At 67.2% G+C, this 20084-nt stretch carries 16 protein-coding genes and 1 pseudogene; 10 read left to right on the forward strand and 7 right to left on the reverse strand.

Annotated features, from left to right (window positions below):
• Positions 1–18 precede the first annotated feature (18 nt).
• On the reverse strand, positions 19–1554 hold the full coding sequence (locus tag ACFY0T_RS15445; protein WP_388869597.1) for a polysaccharide biosynthesis tyrosine autokinase: 1536 nt from the start codon (positions 1552–1554) through the stop codon (positions 19–21).
• Positions 1555–1839: 285 nt separating this feature from the next.
• Here ACFY0T_RS15445 and ACFY0T_RS15450 point away from each other — a divergent pair, with 285 nt between their 5' ends.
• Together ACFY0T_RS15450 and ACFY0T_RS15455 are read left to right on the forward strand one after the other, a co-directional pair.
• Complete coding sequence (locus ACFY0T_RS15450) at positions 1840–2592, forward strand: LPXTG cell wall anchor domain-containing protein (RefSeq protein ID WP_388869600.1); 753 nt, start codon at positions 1840–1842, stop codon at positions 2590–2592.
• A gap of 268 nt (positions 2593–2860) precedes the next feature.
• Entirely contained in the window at positions 2861–4435 is a 1575-nt protein-coding gene (locus ACFY0T_RS15455) for a DUF4012 domain-containing protein (protein ID WP_388869602.1), read from the forward strand.
• A gap of 7 nt (positions 4436–4442) precedes the next feature.
• Here the strand turns inward: ACFY0T_RS15455 and ACFY0T_RS15460 are convergent, their stop codons facing one another.
• Positions 4443–4982 carry a low molecular weight phosphatase family protein gene (locus ACFY0T_RS15460; protein WP_388869605.1) on the reverse strand — a complete coding sequence of 180 codons (540 nt, stop codon included), beginning with the start codon at positions 4980–4982 and terminating at the stop codon, positions 4443–4445.
• Positions 4983–5287: 305 nt separating this feature from the next.
• Here ACFY0T_RS15460 and ACFY0T_RS15465 point away from each other — a divergent pair, with 305 nt between their 5' ends.
• The 4 genes and pseudogenes from ACFY0T_RS15465 to ACFY0T_RS15480 form a co-directional block, all read left to right on the forward strand.
• Positions 5288–6670: a hypothetical protein gene (locus ACFY0T_RS15465; protein WP_388869608.1), complete on the forward strand. Its 1383-nt coding sequence runs from the start codon at positions 5288–5290 to the stop codon at positions 6668–6670.
• Positions 6671–6706: 36 nt separating this feature from the next.
• Positions 6707–7543, forward strand: coding sequence for a class I SAM-dependent methyltransferase (locus ACFY0T_RS15470; protein WP_388869611.1), 837 nt, complete (start codon positions 6707–6709; stop codon positions 7541–7543).
• Between the two features lie 50 nt (positions 7544–7593).
• Entirely contained in the window at positions 7594–8451 is an 858-nt protein-coding gene (locus ACFY0T_RS15475) for a methyltransferase domain-containing protein (protein ID WP_388869614.1), read from the forward strand.
• Positions 8452–8520: 69 nt separating this feature from the next.
• Positions 8521–8679 (forward strand): annotated as a pseudogene (locus ACFY0T_RS15480) (gfo/Idh/MocA family oxidoreductase); the annotation flags it as partial.
• Between the two features lie 26 nt (positions 8680–8705).
• On the opposite strand, the gene ACFY0T_RS15485 reads toward ACFY0T_RS15480, so the two are convergent.
• The 3 genes from ACFY0T_RS15485 to ACFY0T_RS15495 are packed head-to-tail and all read right to left on the reverse strand — an operon-like array spanning position 8706 to position 13016.
• Entirely contained in the window at positions 8706–9986 is a 1281-nt protein-coding gene (locus ACFY0T_RS15485) for a lipopolysaccharide biosynthesis protein (protein ID WP_388870495.1), read from the reverse strand.
• A gap of 22 nt (positions 9987–10008) precedes the next feature.
• Complete coding sequence (gene asnB, locus ACFY0T_RS15490) at positions 10009–11898, reverse strand: asparagine synthase (glutamine-hydrolyzing) (protein ID WP_388869617.1); 1890 nt, start codon at positions 11896–11898, stop codon at positions 10009–10011.
• A gap of 14 nt (positions 11899–11912) precedes the next feature.
• On the reverse strand, positions 11913–13016 hold the full coding sequence (locus tag ACFY0T_RS15495) for a glycosyltransferase (protein ID WP_388869620.1): 1104 nt from the start codon (positions 13014–13016) through the stop codon (positions 11913–11915).
• Between the two features lie 157 nt (positions 13017–13173).
• On the opposite strand from ACFY0T_RS15495, the gene ACFY0T_RS15500 reads away from it, so the two are divergent.
• Entirely contained in the window at positions 13174–14382 is a 1209-nt protein-coding gene (locus ACFY0T_RS15500; RefSeq protein WP_388869623.1) for a glycosyltransferase, read from the forward strand.
• Positions 14379–15350, forward strand: a complete 972-nt coding sequence (locus ACFY0T_RS15505; protein ID WP_388869626.1) for an NAD-dependent epimerase/dehydratase family protein — start codon at positions 14379–14381, stop codon at positions 15348–15350. The genes ACFY0T_RS15500 and ACFY0T_RS15505 overlap by 4 nt, the downstream gene beginning before the upstream one ends.
• A gap of 264 nt (positions 15351–15614) precedes the next feature.
• On the opposite strand, the gene ACFY0T_RS15510 is transcribed toward ACFY0T_RS15505, so the two are convergent.
• On the reverse strand, positions 15615–16694 hold the full coding sequence (locus ACFY0T_RS15510; protein ID WP_388869629.1) for an MraY family glycosyltransferase: 1080 nt from the start codon (positions 16692–16694) through the stop codon (positions 15615–15617).
• On the reverse strand, positions 16691–17839 hold the full coding sequence (locus ACFY0T_RS15515) for an NAD-dependent epimerase/dehydratase family protein (RefSeq protein WP_388869632.1): 1149 nt from the start codon (positions 17837–17839) through the stop codon (positions 16691–16693). Before ACFY0T_RS15515 ends, ACFY0T_RS15510 begins: the two co-directional genes overlap by 4 nt.
• A 193-nt stretch (positions 17840–18032) precedes the next feature.
• Here ACFY0T_RS15515 and ACFY0T_RS15520 point away from each other — a divergent pair, with 193 nt between their 5' ends.
• Both ACFY0T_RS15520 and ACFY0T_RS15525 read left to right on the forward strand, forming a co-directional pair.
• Entirely contained in the window at positions 18033–19313 is a 1281-nt protein-coding gene (locus ACFY0T_RS15520) for a nucleotide sugar dehydrogenase (protein WP_388870498.1), read from the forward strand.
• A 395-nt stretch (positions 19314–19708) separates the two neighbouring features.
• Entirely contained in the window at positions 19709–20080 is a 372-nt protein-coding gene (locus ACFY0T_RS15525; RefSeq protein WP_388869633.1) for a hypothetical protein, read from the forward strand.
• Positions 20081–20084: the final 4 nt, after the last annotated feature.

The raw sequence follows: 20084 nt of genomic DNA on the forward strand, positions 1-20084 counted from the left end.
CACAGGCCGCGAGGCCGTTCAACGAGTGGGTTCGCCCTGTGCTGCCGTCGAACCGGGACCGCCACCGGATGCGCCGACCCCTGTGGCCGCGGGCGTGCGGAGAGGGGGCATCGCGGGCTTGGACGGTGTCGGCAGGCCGCTGATGGGCACGGACTTCCGGCGGCCCCAGAACCGGATCCGGCGTGGCGAAGCGTCCGCGGGGCGGTACGAGTATTCGTACGAGTAGCGATCACGGTCGCCCTTCGTCGAGGTCATGTTGAGGATCCCGCCGAGCATGGTGGCACCGACCCCCTGCAGCGCCTGAACGGCGTCGGTGACCTGGTTGCGGCTGGTCTTGGCGAAGCGCGCCACCAGCAGGTAGCCGTCCACCGCCGGACTCATCGCGGGCGTGTCCGCCACCGGAAGCACCGGTGCGGTGTCGATGACGACATGGTCGAACCTGTCCGCGAGTGAGCGCACCACCGCCCGGAACTGCTCCGAGCCGAGCATCTCCGCGGGGTTGGGAGGAAGGGCTCCGCTGGTGAGCACCGAGAAGGAGCCCGCCGACTGCATCACCTCGTCGAGCGTCGCCTGGCCGATCATCACTGTGGTGAGTCCCGCGTCCTGTACCAGGCCGAGGGTGCGCGCCACGTTGGGGCGGCGCAGGTCGGCGTCCACCAGGCACACGGAGGAACCGGCCTCGGAGAGCGTGGCGGCCAGGTTGACCGAGATGCTGGTCTTGCCTTCTCCGGGCAGGGCGCTGGTGACCGCGATGCTCTTGGGCGGGCTGTCGATGTCCACGAACTGCAGGCCGGTGCGCAGCCGCCGGAAGTCCTCCGCACGCCGGCCGAAGGCGTCGTCGCGGGTGGCCAGCGGGCAGTCGGACGTGCGCGCGTCGTAGGTGACGCTTCCCAGCACAGCCGGCCCACCGGCCTGGACCAGACACCGCGTCAGATCGTCGCGGGAGCGCAGCGAGGAGTCCAGTGACTCCCGTGCGAAGGCGAAGCCGAATGCGAGTACCAGCCCGCCCGCGAGTCCCAGCCCGACATCGACCGCAAGGTTCGGCGAGGAGGGCGCGGTGGGCTTGACCGCAGGCTCGGTGACGCTCAACCGCACCGGCGAGGTCCGAGAATGCGTGGGCCGTTCGATATCGGAAATGACCTCGGCGAAACGGCCGGCGATCGCGTTGCTGAGGCGAGCTGCCTCGGACGGCGTGGTGTCCGTGACGGTGATTTTGAGCAGAACGGTGTCGAGCGGCACCTCGGTGGTGATTTTCTGGGCGAGTTGAGAGGGCGTCATCTTCAGACGCAGGGCCCGCGCGACCGGCTCGGTCACCTTCGGGCTCACCACCACTTCCGCATAGGAGCGGACGCGTGCCTGGGCAAAGCTGTTGCCCTGGTTGAGTTTGACCGTGTCGTCCCAGTCCTGAAGCGACACGAAGAGTGTTGAAGTAGCCCGGTACTGCGGAGTGGCGACAAGGGCGGCGAGCGCTCCGATCGCCGTCCCCAGCAGCCCCAGTACCACGATGGCGCGCCAGCGGCGGGCGAGGACCCGAAGGTAGTCGGGCAGATCCATATGCGTCCCAATTGAGCTGGTTGAGCGGGCTGGTCCGAGGTGCGGTGGTTCATGAGATGAGCAACCGGAGCATACAGCTCAAAAGCCATCAAATTACGCAGCGTCAACTCTCCTGCGATTCGAGTCAGTCACCGGGGCGTCGGCCCGGTGAAGCACGTGCGCCATATGGCTCTTTATCAGGACACAAAGATTAAGGATACCCATGAGGCGCTATCTATGCACATACCGTTCTCACTGGTCGCACCATTGCCGTCGGCCTGAACCCACTTGAGGAGCGTGAATGCGATGACGGCGTCATCGAAATGGCGTGCCGCCCTCGCGGCCACGGCAGCCTCCGCTGTCCTGGCCGCTGCACCACTCGTCGGGGCACAGTCCGCCCTGGCCCAGCCGTATCCACCGCCGGCGCCTCCCAACATCGGCGTGGACGACCCCACCCCGGACGCAGGAGGCACCCTCGGCATCTCAGCAACGGGTTTCGAGCCGGGGCAAGAGGTGGAGGTGTCGCTCTTCTCCTACCAGGTCGTGTTGGGCTACTTCACGGCCGACGAAAACGGCACCGTGATGGGGACCGTCACCATCCCCGCGAGCATCGATCCGGGCCAGCACATGTTGCAGCTCGAGACCACGGAAGAGCCGATGATCACTCTCACACGCATGATCGTCGTCGACCCGGAGTCGTCCGAAACCCCCGGTCCGACGCCACCCGAAGAGACCCCCCCTCCGACGCCGCCCGGACAGACCCACACTCCGACGCCCCCCGGACACACCCATACTCCGACGCCCCCCGGACACACCCACACCCCGACGCCCCCCGGACACACCCACACCCCGACGCCCCCCGGACACCACGACAACCCCGGACACGACGACGACAGACCTGGGGACCCCGGAGCTGGGGACCACCAAAACCAGCACGGCGACCAGCACCTCGCCAACACCGGTGAGGACAGGTCGTCCATCGTGCTGGGCGGAGTGGCCGCCGCGCTGGTCCTCGCGGGCGGGGCGCTCATGGCCGTCCGTCGGCTGAAGCGCCACTGACCACCGGCCCATCGTGCGGTTGCGACCCCTCGGGCTCCTTCAGCGGCCGACAGCGACTGATCCCTCCCGGCGCCTGCTCTCGCGGCGTCGTGTCGGGTACGTTCTGTCGGCCGCTGCCGCACTGTGTCTGGCAGGAGGAGGCTGGGTCCTCGTCACGGGGCTGCTCGCCCGCACCGAATTGCTCGCTGCCCAGAAGCAGTTGGGAACACTCCGGCAATCCGTCACGAGTCCCCCGGGGAAGGCCACTGCGGGGGACTCGGTGGCGGTGATGAGGTCCGCGTCAGCCCATGCCGCCCGGGCACATCGGCTCACCACCGGACCCGCCTGGTATGTGGCCTCGCAGGTGCCGTTCCTGGGCCGCCCGGCCAACACGGTCCGCGGTGCGACGCATGCCGCCGACCGGCTGACCCGTGATGTGCTGCCGCCGATGGTGCGCATGGCATCGCAGTCGGCCGACAAAACAGGGCCCGGTGGGCTTCCCGTCCTGCTGTCCACGCTCGAGAGCAGGGCGGCTTCTCTCGAGCGGGCGGCACAGGCCGCCGCCGACACCCGTGCCATGGCCGACGGCCTGCCCACTACACCCTGGCTGCCGGCCGTCGATCACGCGCGGACCCAGCTGGTCTCCCGGCTCGACCGGATGGCACCCCTCGCGTCCGACGCCGCAGTGGCGGCCCGCGTGGTTCCGCCCATGCTCGGAGCGCACGGCCCGCGACGGTATCTCCTCGTGATCCAGAACACCGCCGAATCCCGGGGTACCGGAGGAATGCCCGGGGCCTTTGCCGTGCTGACAGCCGATCAGGGAAGGCTGCGGTTCGAGACTTTCGGCACCGACACCATGCTGGCCGATGCGCACGCCTCGGTCGACCTGGGAGCCGAGTACCGCGCGCGGTACGGTGCCATGGACCCCACCGGCACCTGGGCCAACTCCAACGTCAGCCCCCATTTCCCGTATGCGGCCCGCATCTGGGCGGCGGCCTGGCACGATCACAGCGGACAGCGGGTGGACGGTGCGATCGCCCTCGATCCCAGCGCGCTGGCGCGGTTTCTCCGGGTCACGGGCCCGGCCCGTCTGCCCGACGGATCGACGGTCACCGCCGACAACGTACTGGACCTCACAGAGCGCACCGGTTACGCCCGCTTCTCCGACAGCCGGGAACGCAAGGCGTACCTCCTCGATGTGGCACGCGCCGCCGCCACAACGCTCATCGGTGCCGTGGACACCCCCCAGCGGTTGTCGGGGCTGCTCAGGCCGGCCTACGACGTCGCGGACGAAGGGCGCCTGCAGGTGTGGAGCGCGCAGCCTCGGGAGCAACGCCTCCTGCAGACCCGGCCGTGGGCCGGTGCCCTGCCGGCGGAACCCGGCCCGTTCGCCGGACTGGTGGTGAACAACGCAGCGGGCGGAAAGCTCGACTTCTACCTCGACCGGGAATTGCACTGGATTCCCGGCCGCTGCACCCCCGACGGCCGACCGGTCACCGCGCGGATCACACTGGCCAACCAGGCTCCCGCATCGGGCCTCCCGCCCTACGTCACCCAGCGGGTCGACAAGCCGCCCTACCCCACCCGGCCGGGTGACAACCGGCTGATCGTCTCCTACTACGCCAGCGCGGGCGCAGAGTTGACCAATGCAACCCTGGACGGCCGCCCCGCCACGGTGAGCAGCGGCGTCGAACGCGGCCACGCCGTCTACACGCTGGATGTGGAACTGCCGGCGCGGCACAGCCGTACGCTGACGCTCCACCTTCTCGAGCCGATCAGCGACCGGAGTCCTGTGCTGTGGCGCCAGCCGCTCGTCACGCCGCTGCGCGCCCGCGTGGACCCCTCCCCCGCCTGCCGCGGCTGACCGCGCTTCACCCGACCCGCACCGCGGCGGCGATCCGCTCCACCACCTCTTCGATCCGCACGAGGCACTCCTGCACCTGCTGCGGATGCGCACCGAATGGGTCGTCGACGTCGTCACCGCCCGCGTGCGCCCGCACGGCACCACGCCTGGCGGCCGCGCCCTGGACCAGAGCCGCGAACCGTGCGGCCGGATCCACCAGGCCGGCGGCGTCCTCCGCCTCCACCAGCCGGGCGAACTCACGGAAAGTGAACGCGCGGGTCAACGTCCGTACGGGGGCCAGCCGCACGGCGGCCTCGCGGTGCTCCGTCGCGGCCCCGAGCACCAGATCCGAGCGCTCCACCATCTCGGCGGTCAGCCGGCGGGAGACCGTCCCGGAGGGATCGGCGCCACGCTCGCGGAGGAAGGACGCCACCGCGGCCGCCAAGGGCGTGCCCGGGATGGCCCCGGTGCCCGCACTGCTCAGATGGATCACGTGCCGAGCCTCGAACAGCCGCTGCCTGAGCAGGTATTCGGCAAGCGGGGAGCGGTAGAGGTTGCCGGTACACACCACTAGTACGCGAAACCCCTGCGTAGGCACGTCGAATGGCAGGGAAGAAGACCCATGAATAGGGGGCATGCCGCCAGTATCCACCTCGCCCCCTCATCGGATGTGAACAGGCGGGCCGGCCAACGACACGGGTCCCCCCACGCGGGTGGTTGTCGACGTTTACGCCTCTTGAGTGACCCTCTCCGGTTCAGAAGTGTCTGCGCCCCGGTCAGGGCTCAGCGGCAGATATGGTCGCCCAAAGCCTGACCAGACTCAGCAGCGGGAGCTTGCTCGAGGAATTCACGTGTTAGCGCAATGAATTGACCGTGCAGGATCTTGCCTTCCTTGCCTTCCGCCGCCATCAGGTCGGAACGAGCATCATGTGGAGAAGGCCCAGTATGCGCTCAGCGACCTTGACCAGGTCCACCACTGCCGCGTCGCGCGCTCCCTCCGAGACGCCTGAACGTCAAAGCTCCGTCGGGGTATCTCTGGGCATCGCGGCGGTGGCGGCAGTTTTCCACGTCGCGACCGTCCTCGTCGTTCACGTACAGACCCGTGGGGCGGCACAATTCCCGGACGCCCGCGGATACGACGAAGCCAGTACGCAGATCGCCGCTGCCTGGGCTCACGGGGAATCGTTCAGCATGAGCCTGTTGAGCCGGCTTTCGGGGTCCGAGATGTGGGGCTACCAGACAGTCATGGCCCTGGGAAAGATCATGACTGGCGGAGACTGGCTGGCGGCCAAGGTGGTCCTGGCCCTCATGGCCGCGACCGGGGCGCCGGCGGCCCATAGATTGGGAGTAACGGCGGGGTGTGGCAACAGGCGCGCCGCTTTTGCCGGCTTGATCGTGAGCGTGAGCCCCAATCTGCTGCTGTGGGACGCGTGGGGCCTCAAGGACGGCTTGCTGACCACTCTTGTTCTCTGGACGTTGCTGCTCCAGGCGAAGGCGCGATTCTGGCTGGCATGCGCGGGCTCCTTGCTGAGCATTCAGGCCTGCCTGTACACCCGGCCGGCGGCAGCGCTGTTTCTCGTTGTTGCCCTGCTCAGCCGTGCACGGCTGAGCCGTAGCCATCTCACAGGTTGGCTCATCATCGGCGCGGCCGCCGCGTTCTTCCTCCTGCCTCGGGCGACCACGCTGTTCAGCCTGGTGGGCAGCCTTGAGGTCAAGGAGGGTGTGGCGCTGGACTTCTCCGCCGGATACGGCTCGAGGAACCTGCTGAGAAATCCCGAGCAGATCTTCGTGTGCCTGTTCGGCCCGTTCCCCTGGTCCTTCGGCCCCAATACCGCCGGCCCAATGCGATGGCTGTACCTGGGAACCACCATCTGGATCGCCAGCCTCGCGCTTGCCCCGGCCGCGCTGCGAAAGGGGTGGGCGGATACCACGAAATTGGGTCGGCCGCTGATCCTTGCCTCGATCGCCTACACCTCGACATACATCGTTACCTTCGGTGCCACCTTCTTCCGGCAGCGCTCGCTCCTGGAATGCATGCTGATCACCCTGATCGCGCTGTACTTGCCACTCTCACCGGCCGCCGCAATGAAGCGGATCCACATGTGGCTTGCCGTCGTTGCCGGGCTGGCTGTCGTGCAGAGCCCGAATCTGACGCCCACGATGTGGAGCAAGGTGCTGGCGGTCTGCGTGTTGATCGCGGCCGGATTCATGACCCTGAGACCGTGTCAACTCAACAATCTCGCACGTCGTTTCTGAGACTAACAGGATCATTCATTACCACAGTTGGGAGAAATGCCGGTGTCTGGTTGCAAGACCGAGGTTCGTCTCGGGCAGCGTTTCGCCTTCGGTCGAAACTGGCAAGAATTCGGGCAGCTCATCGACGAGGAGCGCATCCGCGGTGCCCAGAAGTCCCTTGAACAGGCCCTGAAAACGACGGACTTGACTGGTCGGACGTTCCTCGACGTCGGCTGCGGCAGCGGGCTCTTCTCCCTCGCCGCACTACGTCTCGGAGCTCGGGTCCGGTCGTTCGACTACGATCCCGACTCGGTCTCGACCGCACAGAAGGTGCGCGATGAATTCGCCCCCGGAAGCGAATGGACCATTACCTGCGCTTCCATCCTGGACCCGGAGTTCGTCGGTCAACTCGGCCAGTTCGACATCGTCTACTCGTGGGGAGTCCTCCATCACACCGGGGCTCTGTGGAAGGCCATGGAAGCGGCCTGCGGCCTGGTCGCCCCGAGCGGCACGCTGTATGTGTCGATCTACAACGATCAAGGCCTCGAAAGCCGGATGTGGAAGGCGGTGAAACGCACCTACAACGAGTCGGGTCCTGCCATGCGTCGGCTGCTCGTGGCGGGCAGCACGCTGTATCTCAGAAGGCACTATCCCCTGGGAATGATGGTGAAAGTCGCCCAGCAAGGCCCCAAGGGCATGCGCGCGAGCGTGCCCCGCGCCCGCGGCATGTCACGCAGACACGACCTCATCGACTGGGTGGGCGGCTATCCCTTCGAAGTGGCCGCGCCGGAAGAGGTGTTCCGCTTCTGCCGTGACCGCGCTTTCGAGCTCCGCCACTTGAAGACCTGCCGGGGCGGCATCGGTTGCAACGAGTTCGTGTTCGAGCGCACGTGACGTACCCGCAGGAACACGCCACCTCGACTCTTCGTGAGGATCGCGAGATCATGAGCACGAACACCTCTCTGAAACCGACAAGCCTCACGCATCAGCACCTGCTGGCCGCTGTGAAGACCGAACTGTCCTGCAGGGCCAACCGGGATCCTGTGCGACTGTTGGACGTGGGATGCGGCGAAGGTGGCCTCATCACGTTTCTGCAGTCCGGACTCACCGGCCTCAGCCCCGAGATCCCGGTGGAGGTACACGGATTCGATGTCGTGGACACCTTGTCCGAGCGACCGCGGTTTCCCCATTCGACGGTGGAGCAGCTGACGCGTTCGCTGCCGGGCGTGCCGTGGCACGAGCGCATCCGATCCGTCTCCCAGCACGAGGAATGGCCGTACCCGGACGGCTTTTTCGACATCGTGGTGTCCAACCAGGTCCTGGAGCACGTTGTCAGGCTCCCCCCTTTCATGGCACAACTCAGCCGTGTGCTCGCCCCCGGTGGGTGCTCAATGCACGTGTTCCCCCTGCGCAATGCGTTGTGTGACGGCCATGTGCTCATGCCGTTGATCCACCGCGTCCGCGGATACGAGCAGCGCGCGGCCATGGCGCGCATGTGGCGGCGGTTGGGGGTGGGGAACAACAGGACCGGGGACATGGCAGAAACCGCCGAACGTATCTCCACCTATCTGCACCTGGGCACCACGTACAGATATTTTCAGGAGTTCGTGGACGAAGCGAAGCGCGCAGAACTCAAGCTCTCGTACCGGTACACGCAGGAGCTGTACCAGCAGAAGCTCGCCGCTGCGCTCGGCCACCGGAGCTTGGAAATCTACCGCCGTTCCCGGCGGGCCGTCGTCGACTGGCTGGCTTTCTGCACCCTCCGCTACGCGTCGTCAGTCACTCTCGTACTCGAGAAGTAGAGGCGATGAACAAGGGCTCGTCCCCGCGGCATGACGACAGGGCGCCCGATCGCCACGGAGATCGGGCAGCTGTGGGATCTGGTGGATCTTTCGGAGAGCACTCGGCGACACTGCATGCAGCTGGAGAACCGCTGCGACGGCCGCACCGAGATGCGCGTACTGCGCATGGCACATGGCGGCGTCCTCGGTGAACTGGTGCATGGCGCGGGGGCCTATCACGACCTTCAGTTCCGCCGCACTGGGCCTCGCAAACCCTAGCTGGTCCGAGGAAGCCGAGCAGAACGATGACGAGGCGACCTCAGCCGTGCCGTGATCTCCGCGACGTCCGAAATCCCGGGAAGCAGCAGCCGCCACGAGGTTCCGGTCACCCGGACGAAGAACCTCACCTGGCACGCGGCCACAGCCGCGTAGGCGACGGTGGACGCGACAGCACATCCTGCCGCTCCCCACACAGGGATCAGCACCAGATTGAGGCCGATGTTCACGGTCAGCGCCATGACGGACGGATACACGACGAAGCGCGTCGAACGGCAGCGCAAGAGGAACGTTGCCGCAGGCCGGCTCGCTCCCAGGAGCAGAATGCCTGGCACCAGGAGTGCGACCAGTTGATCGACTTGATCGTATGCGCGGCCGTATACCGGGACCACGAGGACCGATGCCAGAAGGACCGCGATCAGTGCGGAGCCCGCCGCCAACAGGGTCATGAGCCGGATGATGCGGGCTGTGCCCTCTACCGAATCGCTGTGGCTCCGGTCGAGTTGCCGGGACAAGGTGACCTGCCAGACGACGTCGATCAGCAAGCGGCTCATTTCCGCCAGTGTCACGGCCAGCGAGTAGATGCCGACCTCACGAGGGCCGGCCAAGGCGTTGAGCAGGAAGACATCCGATCGCTGCAACAGGAACGCGGCAGCCGAACCGGCATGGAACGTCACCCCCATGACACAGGTGGCCCGCGCCGCCGCGAGGTCCGCACGACGGACGACGAGAGCGTTTCCACCGCTGATCAGAACGATCAGCGACACGCCGGAGGTGATGGTCCAAATGGCCACGACCGAGTAGGCAGTGAGATGTCCCGACATGCCGAGAACCAGCAGGGACGCGCACTGGAAGACCGCGCCGAGCAGCATCGCCGCCGCGGCTGACCGGACCCGGTTGCTCAGGAGGGTGATGTTGTTCGCGTAGAGAACGCACATGGACAAGGGCACGCTCGCACAGGCCGTGACCACCATCCACATGTCGGGAAGGTTGGCGGCGCTCCGGAGGACGCCGACCACGGCCAAGGCCACCACCGCGGCCCCGGCCCCGGTGAAGAGCCCCAGGAGAACACTGTTGGCCGCAAGTGCGGCTCGTTTCGACGTGTCCGTCCACAACGCCGTCTGCGCCTGCTCGACGGACAGGTGTCCAAGAGCCATGGCCGCCGTGGCGACCGCTACGGCCATGTAGTACGTCCCACGCCCCTCGGGGGGAAGCGACCGGGCGATGACGACGCTGGTGACCACACCGAGGGCAAGGCTGGCCACCCGGGCCCCCAGCATGCTCACAAACTGCGCACCACGGTCAGCCACGGGGTTGCCGAGCCTCTTCCGAGGGGGAAGACGAACCGGTGAAAGGACTGTCGACGAACGTGCGGTGCCACAACTCGAACTGCACCAGTGCCCACAGACGACTCGAGTGATTACGGCCCGCTTCGTGCTCAGCGAGCAGGGTCCGCACCGCTTCCGGCCGGAACAACCCTCTGGTACAGGCCGTCCGATCAGTGAGAACGTCCCACGCCAAGTCTTTCAATTCGGTGCGCAGCCAGTGCGCCAAGGGAACTCCGAACCCCATTTTCGGCCGGTGCAGCAGCTCGTCAGGGAGCCATCCCTCCATGGCTTTCTTGAGCACGTACTTGGTCGTTCCGCGCCGCACCTTGAGATCGCCGGGAAGGCCTGCCGCCCATTCCATCAGGCGATGGTCGAGAAAGGGAGAGCGTGCCTCGAGGGAGTTGGCCATGGTCGTGATGTCCACTTTCGCCAGGAGGTCTCCCGGCAGGTAGGTGTTCACGTCGACGTCCATGAGCCGGTTCACCTGGCTGTCGGCACGTGAGTGCGCGTACACGCGGTCCAGCAGCTCGTAGCTGTCCGTGCCGGATGTTTCCTCACGCATCCAGTCGCTGTAGAGACTGTGCTTCTGCTCGGGGGTGAAGCGGGCCATAAGGCGGGCATAGCGGCGATGCGGCTCCTCTGCCATGAACTGCAACGCCTGGGCCGCTCGCCCCCTGAACGAACCGGTCGGGCCGTCACCGAGCGAGCGGCCCAGCCTTCTCATGGCGGACCGGACGCCGGGATTGATGGCGCGCCCTCTGCCACCGTTCATGAGGGCGTAGCGGCCGTAGCCTCCGAAAGACTCGTCGCCGCCGTCGCCGTTGAGCACCACGGTCACCTGCTCGCGGCTCAGTTTGGCCACGTAATAGGACGGGATGGCGGACGAGTCGGCGAACGGCTCGTCGAAGTGCCAGGCCAACGTGGGCAGTACAGAGAGCGCGGACTCCTCGACCACCAGCTCGTGGTGCTCGGTTCCGTACAGCTGGGCCACGGCACGGGCGTACACCCGTTCGTCGTACCGAGAGTCGTCGAATCCGATGGAGAACGTCTTGACCGGTCCGTCGGCGATCCGCGCCATGGCGGCCACGACGGCGGACGAGTCGATACCGCCGGACAGGAACGCGCCCAGGGGCCGCTCGGAGACCATACGGATGCGGGTCGCCTCGAGCAGCAGCTCACGGGTCCGCTCGATCGCCTCCTGTTCGGAGTCGACGGAGCCCGGTGTGAAGTCCAGCTCCCAGTAGCGCCGTACATCCACCCGGCCGTCCTGCCAGACGAGCATGTGCCCGGGAGGCAGTTTGCGCACTCCCCGGTAGATCGACCAGGGGGCCGGAACGTACTGGTAGGTCAGATAGTGGTGCAGGGCCACCGGATCCAGCTCGCGGCGGACCGAGGGGACCACGGCCAGCGCCTTGAGTTCGGAGGCGAAGACCAGTTCCCCGCCGGCATGCTGGTAGTACAGCGGTTTCTTGCCCACCCGGTCGCGGGCCAGAACCAGTCGGCGTCTGTTCGCGTCCCACAGCGCGAAGGCGAACATGCCTCGCAGGTGGTGGACCAGTTCCTCACCGTGTTCCTCGTAGAGGTGGACCAGGCATTCGCTGTCGCTTGCGGTACGGAATCTATGGCCCCGGTTGCGCAACTCGGTGCGCAGCTCGGGGAAGTTGTAGATCTCCCCGTTGAAGACGGCGACCACGGTGCGGTCCTCGTTGAAGACGGGTTGATCACCACCCGCGACATCGATGATCGCGAGTCTGCGCATGCCGAGGGCGACCGACGGCCCGTTATGGAAGCCCTCGCCGTCCGGCCCGCGATGGGCGATCAGCCCGCACATCCTTCGCACGACATCGGGATCCGGCGAAGTCACAGACACCGCACCTGCTACGCCGCACACTGTCGCTCCAGGAGTTCGCGGTACAGGGAGAGGTAACGCTCCACCATGACGTCGGCGCTGAGGTGCGCAAGGGCCCATTCGCGCCCCTGCTGACCGAGCCGAGCGGCGAGTTCGCGGTCGCCGAGCACGGACTGCAGGCCATCGGCCAGTGCGGCCGCATCCGCGGGTGGCACCAGCACTCCGCGCCCTTGAAGCAGTTCGGGGGTGCCGCCCACCGCAGTGGCCACCACCGGACGGCCCACCGCCATGGCTTCCATGACGGCGTTGCTGAATCCCTCGTGAAGCGACGGCAGAACCACCACGTCCGCCCGGGCCAGGAACCGCGCCGCATCAGTGCGGGCGCCGAGGAAGCGGACATCGATCCTCAGTCGGCGGGCCTGCGCCTCCAACTCGGCACGCTCGGGCCCGTCACCGATCAGCGCAAGGGTGCAGCCGCCCGCCCTCGATCGCAGCATCGCGCATGCCTCGAGAAGGTACCGGTGCCCTTTGTGCGACTTGAGGTTGGCCACGCACACCACGACAGGCAAGGTCGTGGCGAGCTCGGCAGGTTCAGCGGGCTCGAATTCACGCTCGGGCATTCCATTGGGAATCACGCCGAGTTTCGCCGCCGGCACCCCCTCGCTTCTGCGGACGTCATCGGCGACGGCCTGCGCATTGGCCACCACGAAGTCCGTCCACCGCGTGGCCAGGCGTTCCAGGGCGAGTGCGAGGCGGTGTCCGTCCTTGAAGAAGCCGAGGCTCCGTCGGCCCGCCACGAGCACCGGCACCCGGGCCAGCCGCGCGGCCGGAGCAGCCAGCACATAGGAGTGGAACAGAAAAGCCTGCATGACGTGCGGCCGACGGCGCCTCAAGAAGAACACCAGCCGGACGAAGGCTCTGACGTTGAGGAACAGCGACTTCCACAGGGGGCACTGATACCGGGTGCGAAATCCGAGCTCCGTGACGGTGACCCCGGAATTCTTCAACTCCTCCTCCCGCGGCCCTCCGTGGAACATGACGAGCAGGTCGGTGTCGATGCCTCGTGCACCCAGCCCACGGGCCAGCAGGGCGATCTGTTTCTCGGCGCCGCCGAGGCCGAGCTGACCGATCATCAGGCACACCCGGTCGGGCCCGGGGCCGACTCGCGCACCGCGCGGATCCGCAACCAAGTGCGCCGTTGGGTGTGTTGATTTCTCACCAATTGACGCCATATCAGTCATACCGCATATTCTGCTTGATTCGCATATGTCGTGGTTTAGCGTATGTGACATGTCGATCAGAAGTCGCTACCCCGGGCCTCCCGGGCTCCCGCGTGTCCGGGTGATGCGGGTCATCGCCCGGATGAACGTCGGCGGCCCCGCCCTCCAGGTCTCCGCCCTGATGAGGGGATTGGACCGGGAGCGGTTCGACCACCGCCTGTTCACCGGTTCGGTGGGACCGGACGAGGCGGACTACGTCGATCACTGTGCACCCGACGTGCCGGTCTGCCGTATCCCGGTACTGGGCAGGGCCGTACGGCCTTCCGACGACCTGCGGGCTCTGAGCGAACTGACCGCCGCCATGCGGAAGTTCAGGCCGCACATCGTTCACACGCACACGGCGAAGGCAGGTGCGCTCGGACGGGCGGCGGCGATGATGGCCCGTGTCCCGGCGCGGGTGCACACGTTTCACGGCCATCTGCTGCACGGCTACTTCTCGCCTTGGAAGACCCGGCTGGTGGTGTGGACCGAACGTCGGCTCGCCCACCGGTGCGATCGGCTGGTGGCCGTCGGAAATCGCGTGCGCGACGACCTCGTGGCCGCCGGAATCGGTCGCCACCGGCAGTACGTGGTGATCCCACCCGGAACGACACTCCCGGCACCGCCCGAACGCAGGGAAGCACGTGAACGGTTGGGCCTCCCCGCAGACTGCCCGGTGATCGCCTACGTCGGGAGGGTGACCCAGGTCAAGCGACCCGACCGCTTCCTGGAAGTGGCCCGAGCAGTACGCCAGGCAGTGCCGGACGCCCATTTCGCGGTGTGCGGGGAGGGCGACCTGCAGGAGGAGTTGACGGCCGCGGCCGACCTGGGCGGATCACTGCGGCTGCTGGGCTGGCGGTCCGACGTGGAGACCGTGTACGCCGCGGCGGACGTGGTGCTGCTCACCTCGGACAACGAGGGAATGCCGGTCAGCCTGATCGAGGCCGGGCTGGCCGGAGTACCGGCCGTGGCCACGAACGTGGGAAGCGTCGCGGAGGTGGTGCGGGACCGGGAGACCGGCTTCCTGAGCACCACCGATATCGCCGAACTCGCCCGGCACACCGTACGGCTGCTCCAGGACGACGGGCTGCGCCACGAGATGGGTCGGCGCGCACATGCCTGGACATCCCAGCGGTTCGGGGCGCAGCGCCTCGTCAACGACATCCACGACCTCTACGCCTCCATCGCCGTCGCCCATGGATGGTGGCCGACGTCCCTACTGAAAGGTGGCCAGCGTTGAACATCGTCATTACCGGAGGCGCCGGCTTCATCGGAGCGAACCTGTGCCGGGAGCTAGTCTCGCGGCCCGGCATCCGCGAAGTCGTCGCCCTCGACGACCTGAGCACCGGTTCGGCGGACAATCTCGCCGGCACGGACGTGGAGTTGGTCGAGGGAAGCATTCTGGACCAGCAGCTCCTCGACGCGGTGGTCAGCCGTGCGGATGCCGTCGTCCACCTGGCCGCCCGTCCCTCCGTACCGCGCTCCCTCACGAATCCCTTCGCCAGCCACGAGGTCAACGCGACCGGGACCGTGCGCGTACTGGAAGCCTGCCGGGTGCGGGGTACCCATGTGATCGCCGCCTCGTCGTCCTCCGTGTACGGATCCGTCCCCGAGCTGCCCAAGCACGAGGGGCTCGCGACCCGCCCGCTGAGCCCGTACGCGGCGAGCAAACTGGCGACCGAGGCATACGTGCTCGCCTACGGATCGGCCTTCGAACTGCCGACGCTCGCCTTGCGCTTCTTCAACGTGTACGGGCCGCTGCAGCCCGCCGGCCACGCCTACGCCGCGGTGGTTCCGGCCTTCGCCGACGCCATGATGCGCCGTATGCCCCTGAGGATTTTCGGCGACGGTCGGCAGACCCGCGACTTCACCTACGTCGGAACGGTCGCACGGGTTCTGGCCGATGCCGTCCTTCGGCGCGTCACCTCCAGCAGCCCGGTGAACCTGGCGTTCGGCACGCGGGTGTCGGTCCTCGATCTCGCCCACCGCCTGGCGTCCGTCCTGGACGCACCCCTGGAGATCGTGCACGAACCCGCGCGGCGGGGAGACGTACGGGACTCGCAAGCAGCCGACCGCCTGCTGCGCGAGCTGTTCCCGGACGTCGCGCCGGTGCCGCTCGACGAGGGCCTGGCCGAAACGGTGCGATGGTTCCAGGGCCTTCCGCAGTACGCGGCACCGGCCGCACAGTCGCCGGCCCCGGTCGGGTGAGCTCAGGCCCGCCCTGGCAGTCGAAGGCGCGCCGCCCAGCATCGATGCTGGGCGGCGCGCCTTCGACTGCCGGGCGGCGTGCACCGGAAGCACTCATGAGCCCGGGCCGCCGAAGACCGCTGCCCGTCATGTCCCGGACATTATCCGGGACATGACGGGCAGTCGGGTCGGCTGGGGCCGTACGGCGCCTCCGTGGGCGTTCCAGGCAGCTGACGGGGCGATCCAGCAACCCACAGGGCGCCCGCGCCCTCTGGAGTGCCTGCCCTACCTGATCCGGGCGGCCGTAAGCTCGCTGCTGCCCGCCGTCCTGCCCATGGGGAGGGCGGCGGATGTCGCAGGGCCCGGCAGGGACGGAACCCGCAGCAACAACGCCACCGCGGCGACGCCGACGGCGACGGCCGCCAGGAGCAGGACGCCCGGCGGCAGGACGCCCTGGGCCAGGAGCACCCCGGAAAGACCTCCCAGCCCCGCGAACACCCCCAGCACGGTGACGGCCTGCTGCACCGTCAGGCCGATCCGCCGCAGCCGGTGGGACGCATGGTCCTGTCCTCCCTGCAGCAGCGGCCTGGCCTCTCGGTACCGGGACAGCATGACGAGTGCGGTGTCCACGGTCGCCACGAACGTCGTGGCCAGCAGCCCGGCAGGCACGGAGAGGCCGGCCGCGTCCTGGTGGAGCACCACTGCCGCGGACGCCAGGGTGAAGCCGATGAAGAGGGACCCGGAGTCGCCGAGGAAGATCCGTGCCGGGTGCCAGTTGTGGAAGAGGAAACCCAGACAGGCACCGGAGAGAGCCGCGAGGACCACTCCGAGCCCGGTCTGTCCGCTCAACCACGCGTACCAGCACAGGAATCCACCGATGACGGCACACAGCGACGAAGCCGCTCCGTCCATGTTGTCCAGCAGGTTGAACGCGTTGGTGATGAAGACGATCCACACAACGGCGAGGGCGGCGTCGAACGCGCCGCCGAAGACCGTCGGATGTCCGCCGACGAGCACGACGACCGAAGCCGCCGCCGCCTCCACACCCAACCGCAGCGCCGGGCCCAGCGGGCGCAGGTCGTCGATGAGTCCCAGTACGGTCATGATCGCGGCACCCCCGAGCAGTACCGCGAGGCATGGGTTCCCGGAATCGCCGGCGACCGCCGTGACGGCTCCCGCGGCGAGCGTGACGACGGCGACCGCGATCCCGCCGAGGTACGGAGTCGGCCGGGCATGACCCTTGTGGCCGTTGGGCCGGTCGGTGATGCCGTAGCGCAGGGCGAAACGCCGCAGCGGTTCCGTCAGCACCACACCGAGCAACAGGGCCACGCAACCGACCGCCACCGCCGTCAGCAGGGGGCTCACGCCTGACACGGGCCCGCCAGTGCCGGTCCGACGATGCTCGCGGTGGCCACGGTGGCCGAGGGAAGACACTCTCCCCTGCCGCCCGGCAGGCTCGTCGACGCCATGCGACTCATCTCGCCGCGCGCGTCCGCGATGGCGTCGGTGAGCACGTCGCTGAGACCGTGCCGAGGCTGCCACCCCGTCAGCGCGCGAAGTCTCGTGGTGTCCGGAACTCTGCGTTGCATGTCTTCGAAACCCGCTCCGTACGCCTCGGTATACGGCACGTATTCCACCGAAGAAGCGCTCCCCGCCTGGGCGATGACACGCTCGGCGAGTTCACCGACGCTGATCTCTTCGGCGGAACCGACATTGAACGTCGCGCCTTCCGCCCCTGGATGCCTCAGCAGGAGCAGCAGTGCCTCGACCGCGTCGGCGACATGGAGAAAGCAGCGCTGTTGCCGACCGGTCGAGTGAACGGTGAGAGGCTCCCCGCGCACCGCCTGCCGGGCGAAGCGCGGAATGACCATCCCGTACGCCGGGCTCTGGCGGGCGCCGACTGTGTTGAAGAACCGGACGATCGTCGCCCTCAGGCCCCGCTCGCGGTGATAGAGACCCGTGAGGATCTCGTCGACCGCCTTCGCCGTGCTGTACGACCATCGGACCACTGAAGGGCTGCCCAGAATGCGGTCGGAGGTCTCGGTGAGCGGTCCCGAAGAATTCTTGCCGTAGATCTCCGAGGTACTGGCCACCAGAACCCTGAGCGAGTGACGCTGGGCCGACTCGAGAACTGTCTCGGTACCTCTGATGTTCGTGATGAATGATTTCAGCGGCTGTTCGACGATGAGTTTGACCCCGACGGCGGCGGCCAAATGGACCACGGTGTCGCACTCACGCGCCAACTCGTCGACCAAGAGCCCGTCCAGAACGGAACCATGGACGAAACGGAAGCTCGGATGCTCCTGCGCCCGGGCCAGGTTGGACATTCGCCCGGTGGCGAGGTTGTCGAGGACCACCACTTCCTTTCCTTCGGCCAACAGCGCGTCCACGAGGTGTGAGCCGATGAAGCCGGCTCCACCGGTGACCAGGTACTTCGAACAACGATCCATGCAGGCCACTCCGGTTCGGTGGGTGAATGTCGGGCGACTCCCACAGAGCTCGATCGTCATACCGAGCCCAACACACACCTATGGGAGAAATAGCGGAAATTGAAACATCGGCACACCCTCAGTTGCCTCGGCCTGGCCGCCTGATACTCGATTGGAGTGATGCCGGGGAGACATGACGCGACAATGGGACCGCTGCGCGTCGAATGTGCCTCAATTGACCCGGAGAAGTCTACTGCCCCGGGAGGCCGCAGTGATGATGGCGCACAGCCCGTACGAGCAAGAGAAATTGATTGTCGTCGGTCAGGGATACGTGGGACTCCCCCTCGCCGTGCGGGCGGTCGAGGCCGGTTTCTGCGTGGTCGGCGTGGACACGGACGAACTGCGCGTGAAGCGCTTGGCATCAGGCGATTCCTATATCGAAGGCGTCGACAGCGCACGCCTGGAGGCCGCGCTGGACAGCGGCCGTTACGAGGCCACCACCGATTACGACCGGATCGCCGGCTTCGACGTATGCGTGATCACGGTGCCCACCCCGCTGCGTGACGGTGTTCCTGATCTGAGCTTCGTGGAAAGCGCGGGGCGGAGCGTCGCCCCGCACATCACAGCCGGCGCCACCGTCGTCCTGGAGTCCACCACCTATCCGGGGACCACCGAATACCTGCTGCGGCCGCTGCTGGACGAGGGCAGCGCCATGAAGGCAGGCGTGGACTTCCACCTCGGATACAGCCCCGAGCGCATCGACCCCGGCAACCCCGACTGGCATCTCGAGAACACACCGAAGGTGACCTCCGGTATCGACTCCGCGTCGCTGCGCAGCATCGAGCGTTTCTATGCACGCATCGTGGAACGCACCGTGCCGGTCACTTCGTGCCGCACCGCCGAACTGACCAAGCTGCTGGAGAACACCTTCCGGCACGTCAACATCGCCATGGTCAACGAGATGGCGATGATCTCACGGCAGTTGGGGGCCGACATCTGGGAAGCCGTCGAGGCCGCCGCCACCAAACCGTTCGGCTTCATGCCGTTCATGCCCGGCCCCGGCGTGGGCGGGCACTGCCTTCCGGTCGATCCCTCGTATCTGTCCTGGCAGGTCAAGCGGCTGCTGCGGCAGGACGTCCGGTTCATCTCGCTGGCCAATGAGATGAACGACCAGATGCCCGCCTACGTCACCTCGCGGATCACCCGGGGACTGAACGAACGCGCCAAGTCGGTCAAGGGCTCCCGGGTCCTGCAACTCGGCCTGGCTTACAAGAAGAACACCGGAGACATCCGTGAGTCGCCGGCCATCATGCTCGCCCAGTCGCTGAGCAAGCTCGGCGCCCACGTCGTCGCGGTGGAACCGCACACGGACTCCTATCTGCTGCCCCCTGACATCATCCGCGTGGAGCTCACCGAAGCGGAGATCCGGGCGGCGGACGTGGTCGTCGTGGCCACCGACCACGATGCCTTCGACTACGCGCTCGTCGAGCGGACCGCGGCGTACATCCTCGACACCCGCAACCGCTGCCGGGGGGAGCGCGTCGAGGTCCTGTGAAGGGCGCGATCGCGCTCGGCGCGCTTCGCCTGTCGGACGCCGAGGTCATCCAGGCTCATCACCAGGGCCTGTTCGGGCCGGCCGGTGTCGGACTCGACCGTGCGCCGCGCCCTGAACGCGGTTGGCGCCGGCCGCCGCGCCAGGGGGTGCAGCTCTGCCGTAGGTATTCAACTGCGCCAAGGACACCGCGCAAAAGGCCTGATGCCGCTTGATATCAATCGCCTGCCCTGTAACCCGACCGGCGTTCCTCACGGAATCCCAACATCAGGCCGTGGCTCTCCTGCAAGCGAGTGACAGCGGCGATTCACGCGGCCTCCGCCGTACACATGCGTGCTTTGCTTTTTGGGGGCCATCCTCGAGGAATGAGGCGGCTCTCAACAGAGAGGTGAAACAAAATGCGCAAGGTCACCAAGGCGGCGGCGACGCTCCTTCTCAGCGTGTCGCTGACAATCGGTCTGGGACAGGCCGCCTTCGCCGCCGATGGCCCGTCGTCCCACCAGGGGACGGCTTCTGCTGACGTTCGGGGGGCAATGAGGAGTGACCTGATGAGCGGCTCCCTCGACAGCAGCGGCGCATCGAACCCGTTCCACCTGGGCACGGCAGGCCCCTATTACGTGAACTCGGATCGGAGCGCCACAGCCGGCGGCGCCTCGTCCGACGTCATCGCCTCGGGCTTCGACGCCAACGGCGGCGTCTACTACATCACCACCCACCTGATGGCCAACAACGGCGGGGTGACGTCCTCCATCACCCAGACCCGCTCCTGATCTC

The sequence above is a fragment of the Streptomyces sp. NPDC001530 genome (assembly GCF_042894545.1).
Classification (GTDB): Bacteria; Actinomycetota; Actinomycetes; order Streptomycetales; family Streptomycetaceae; genus Streptomyces.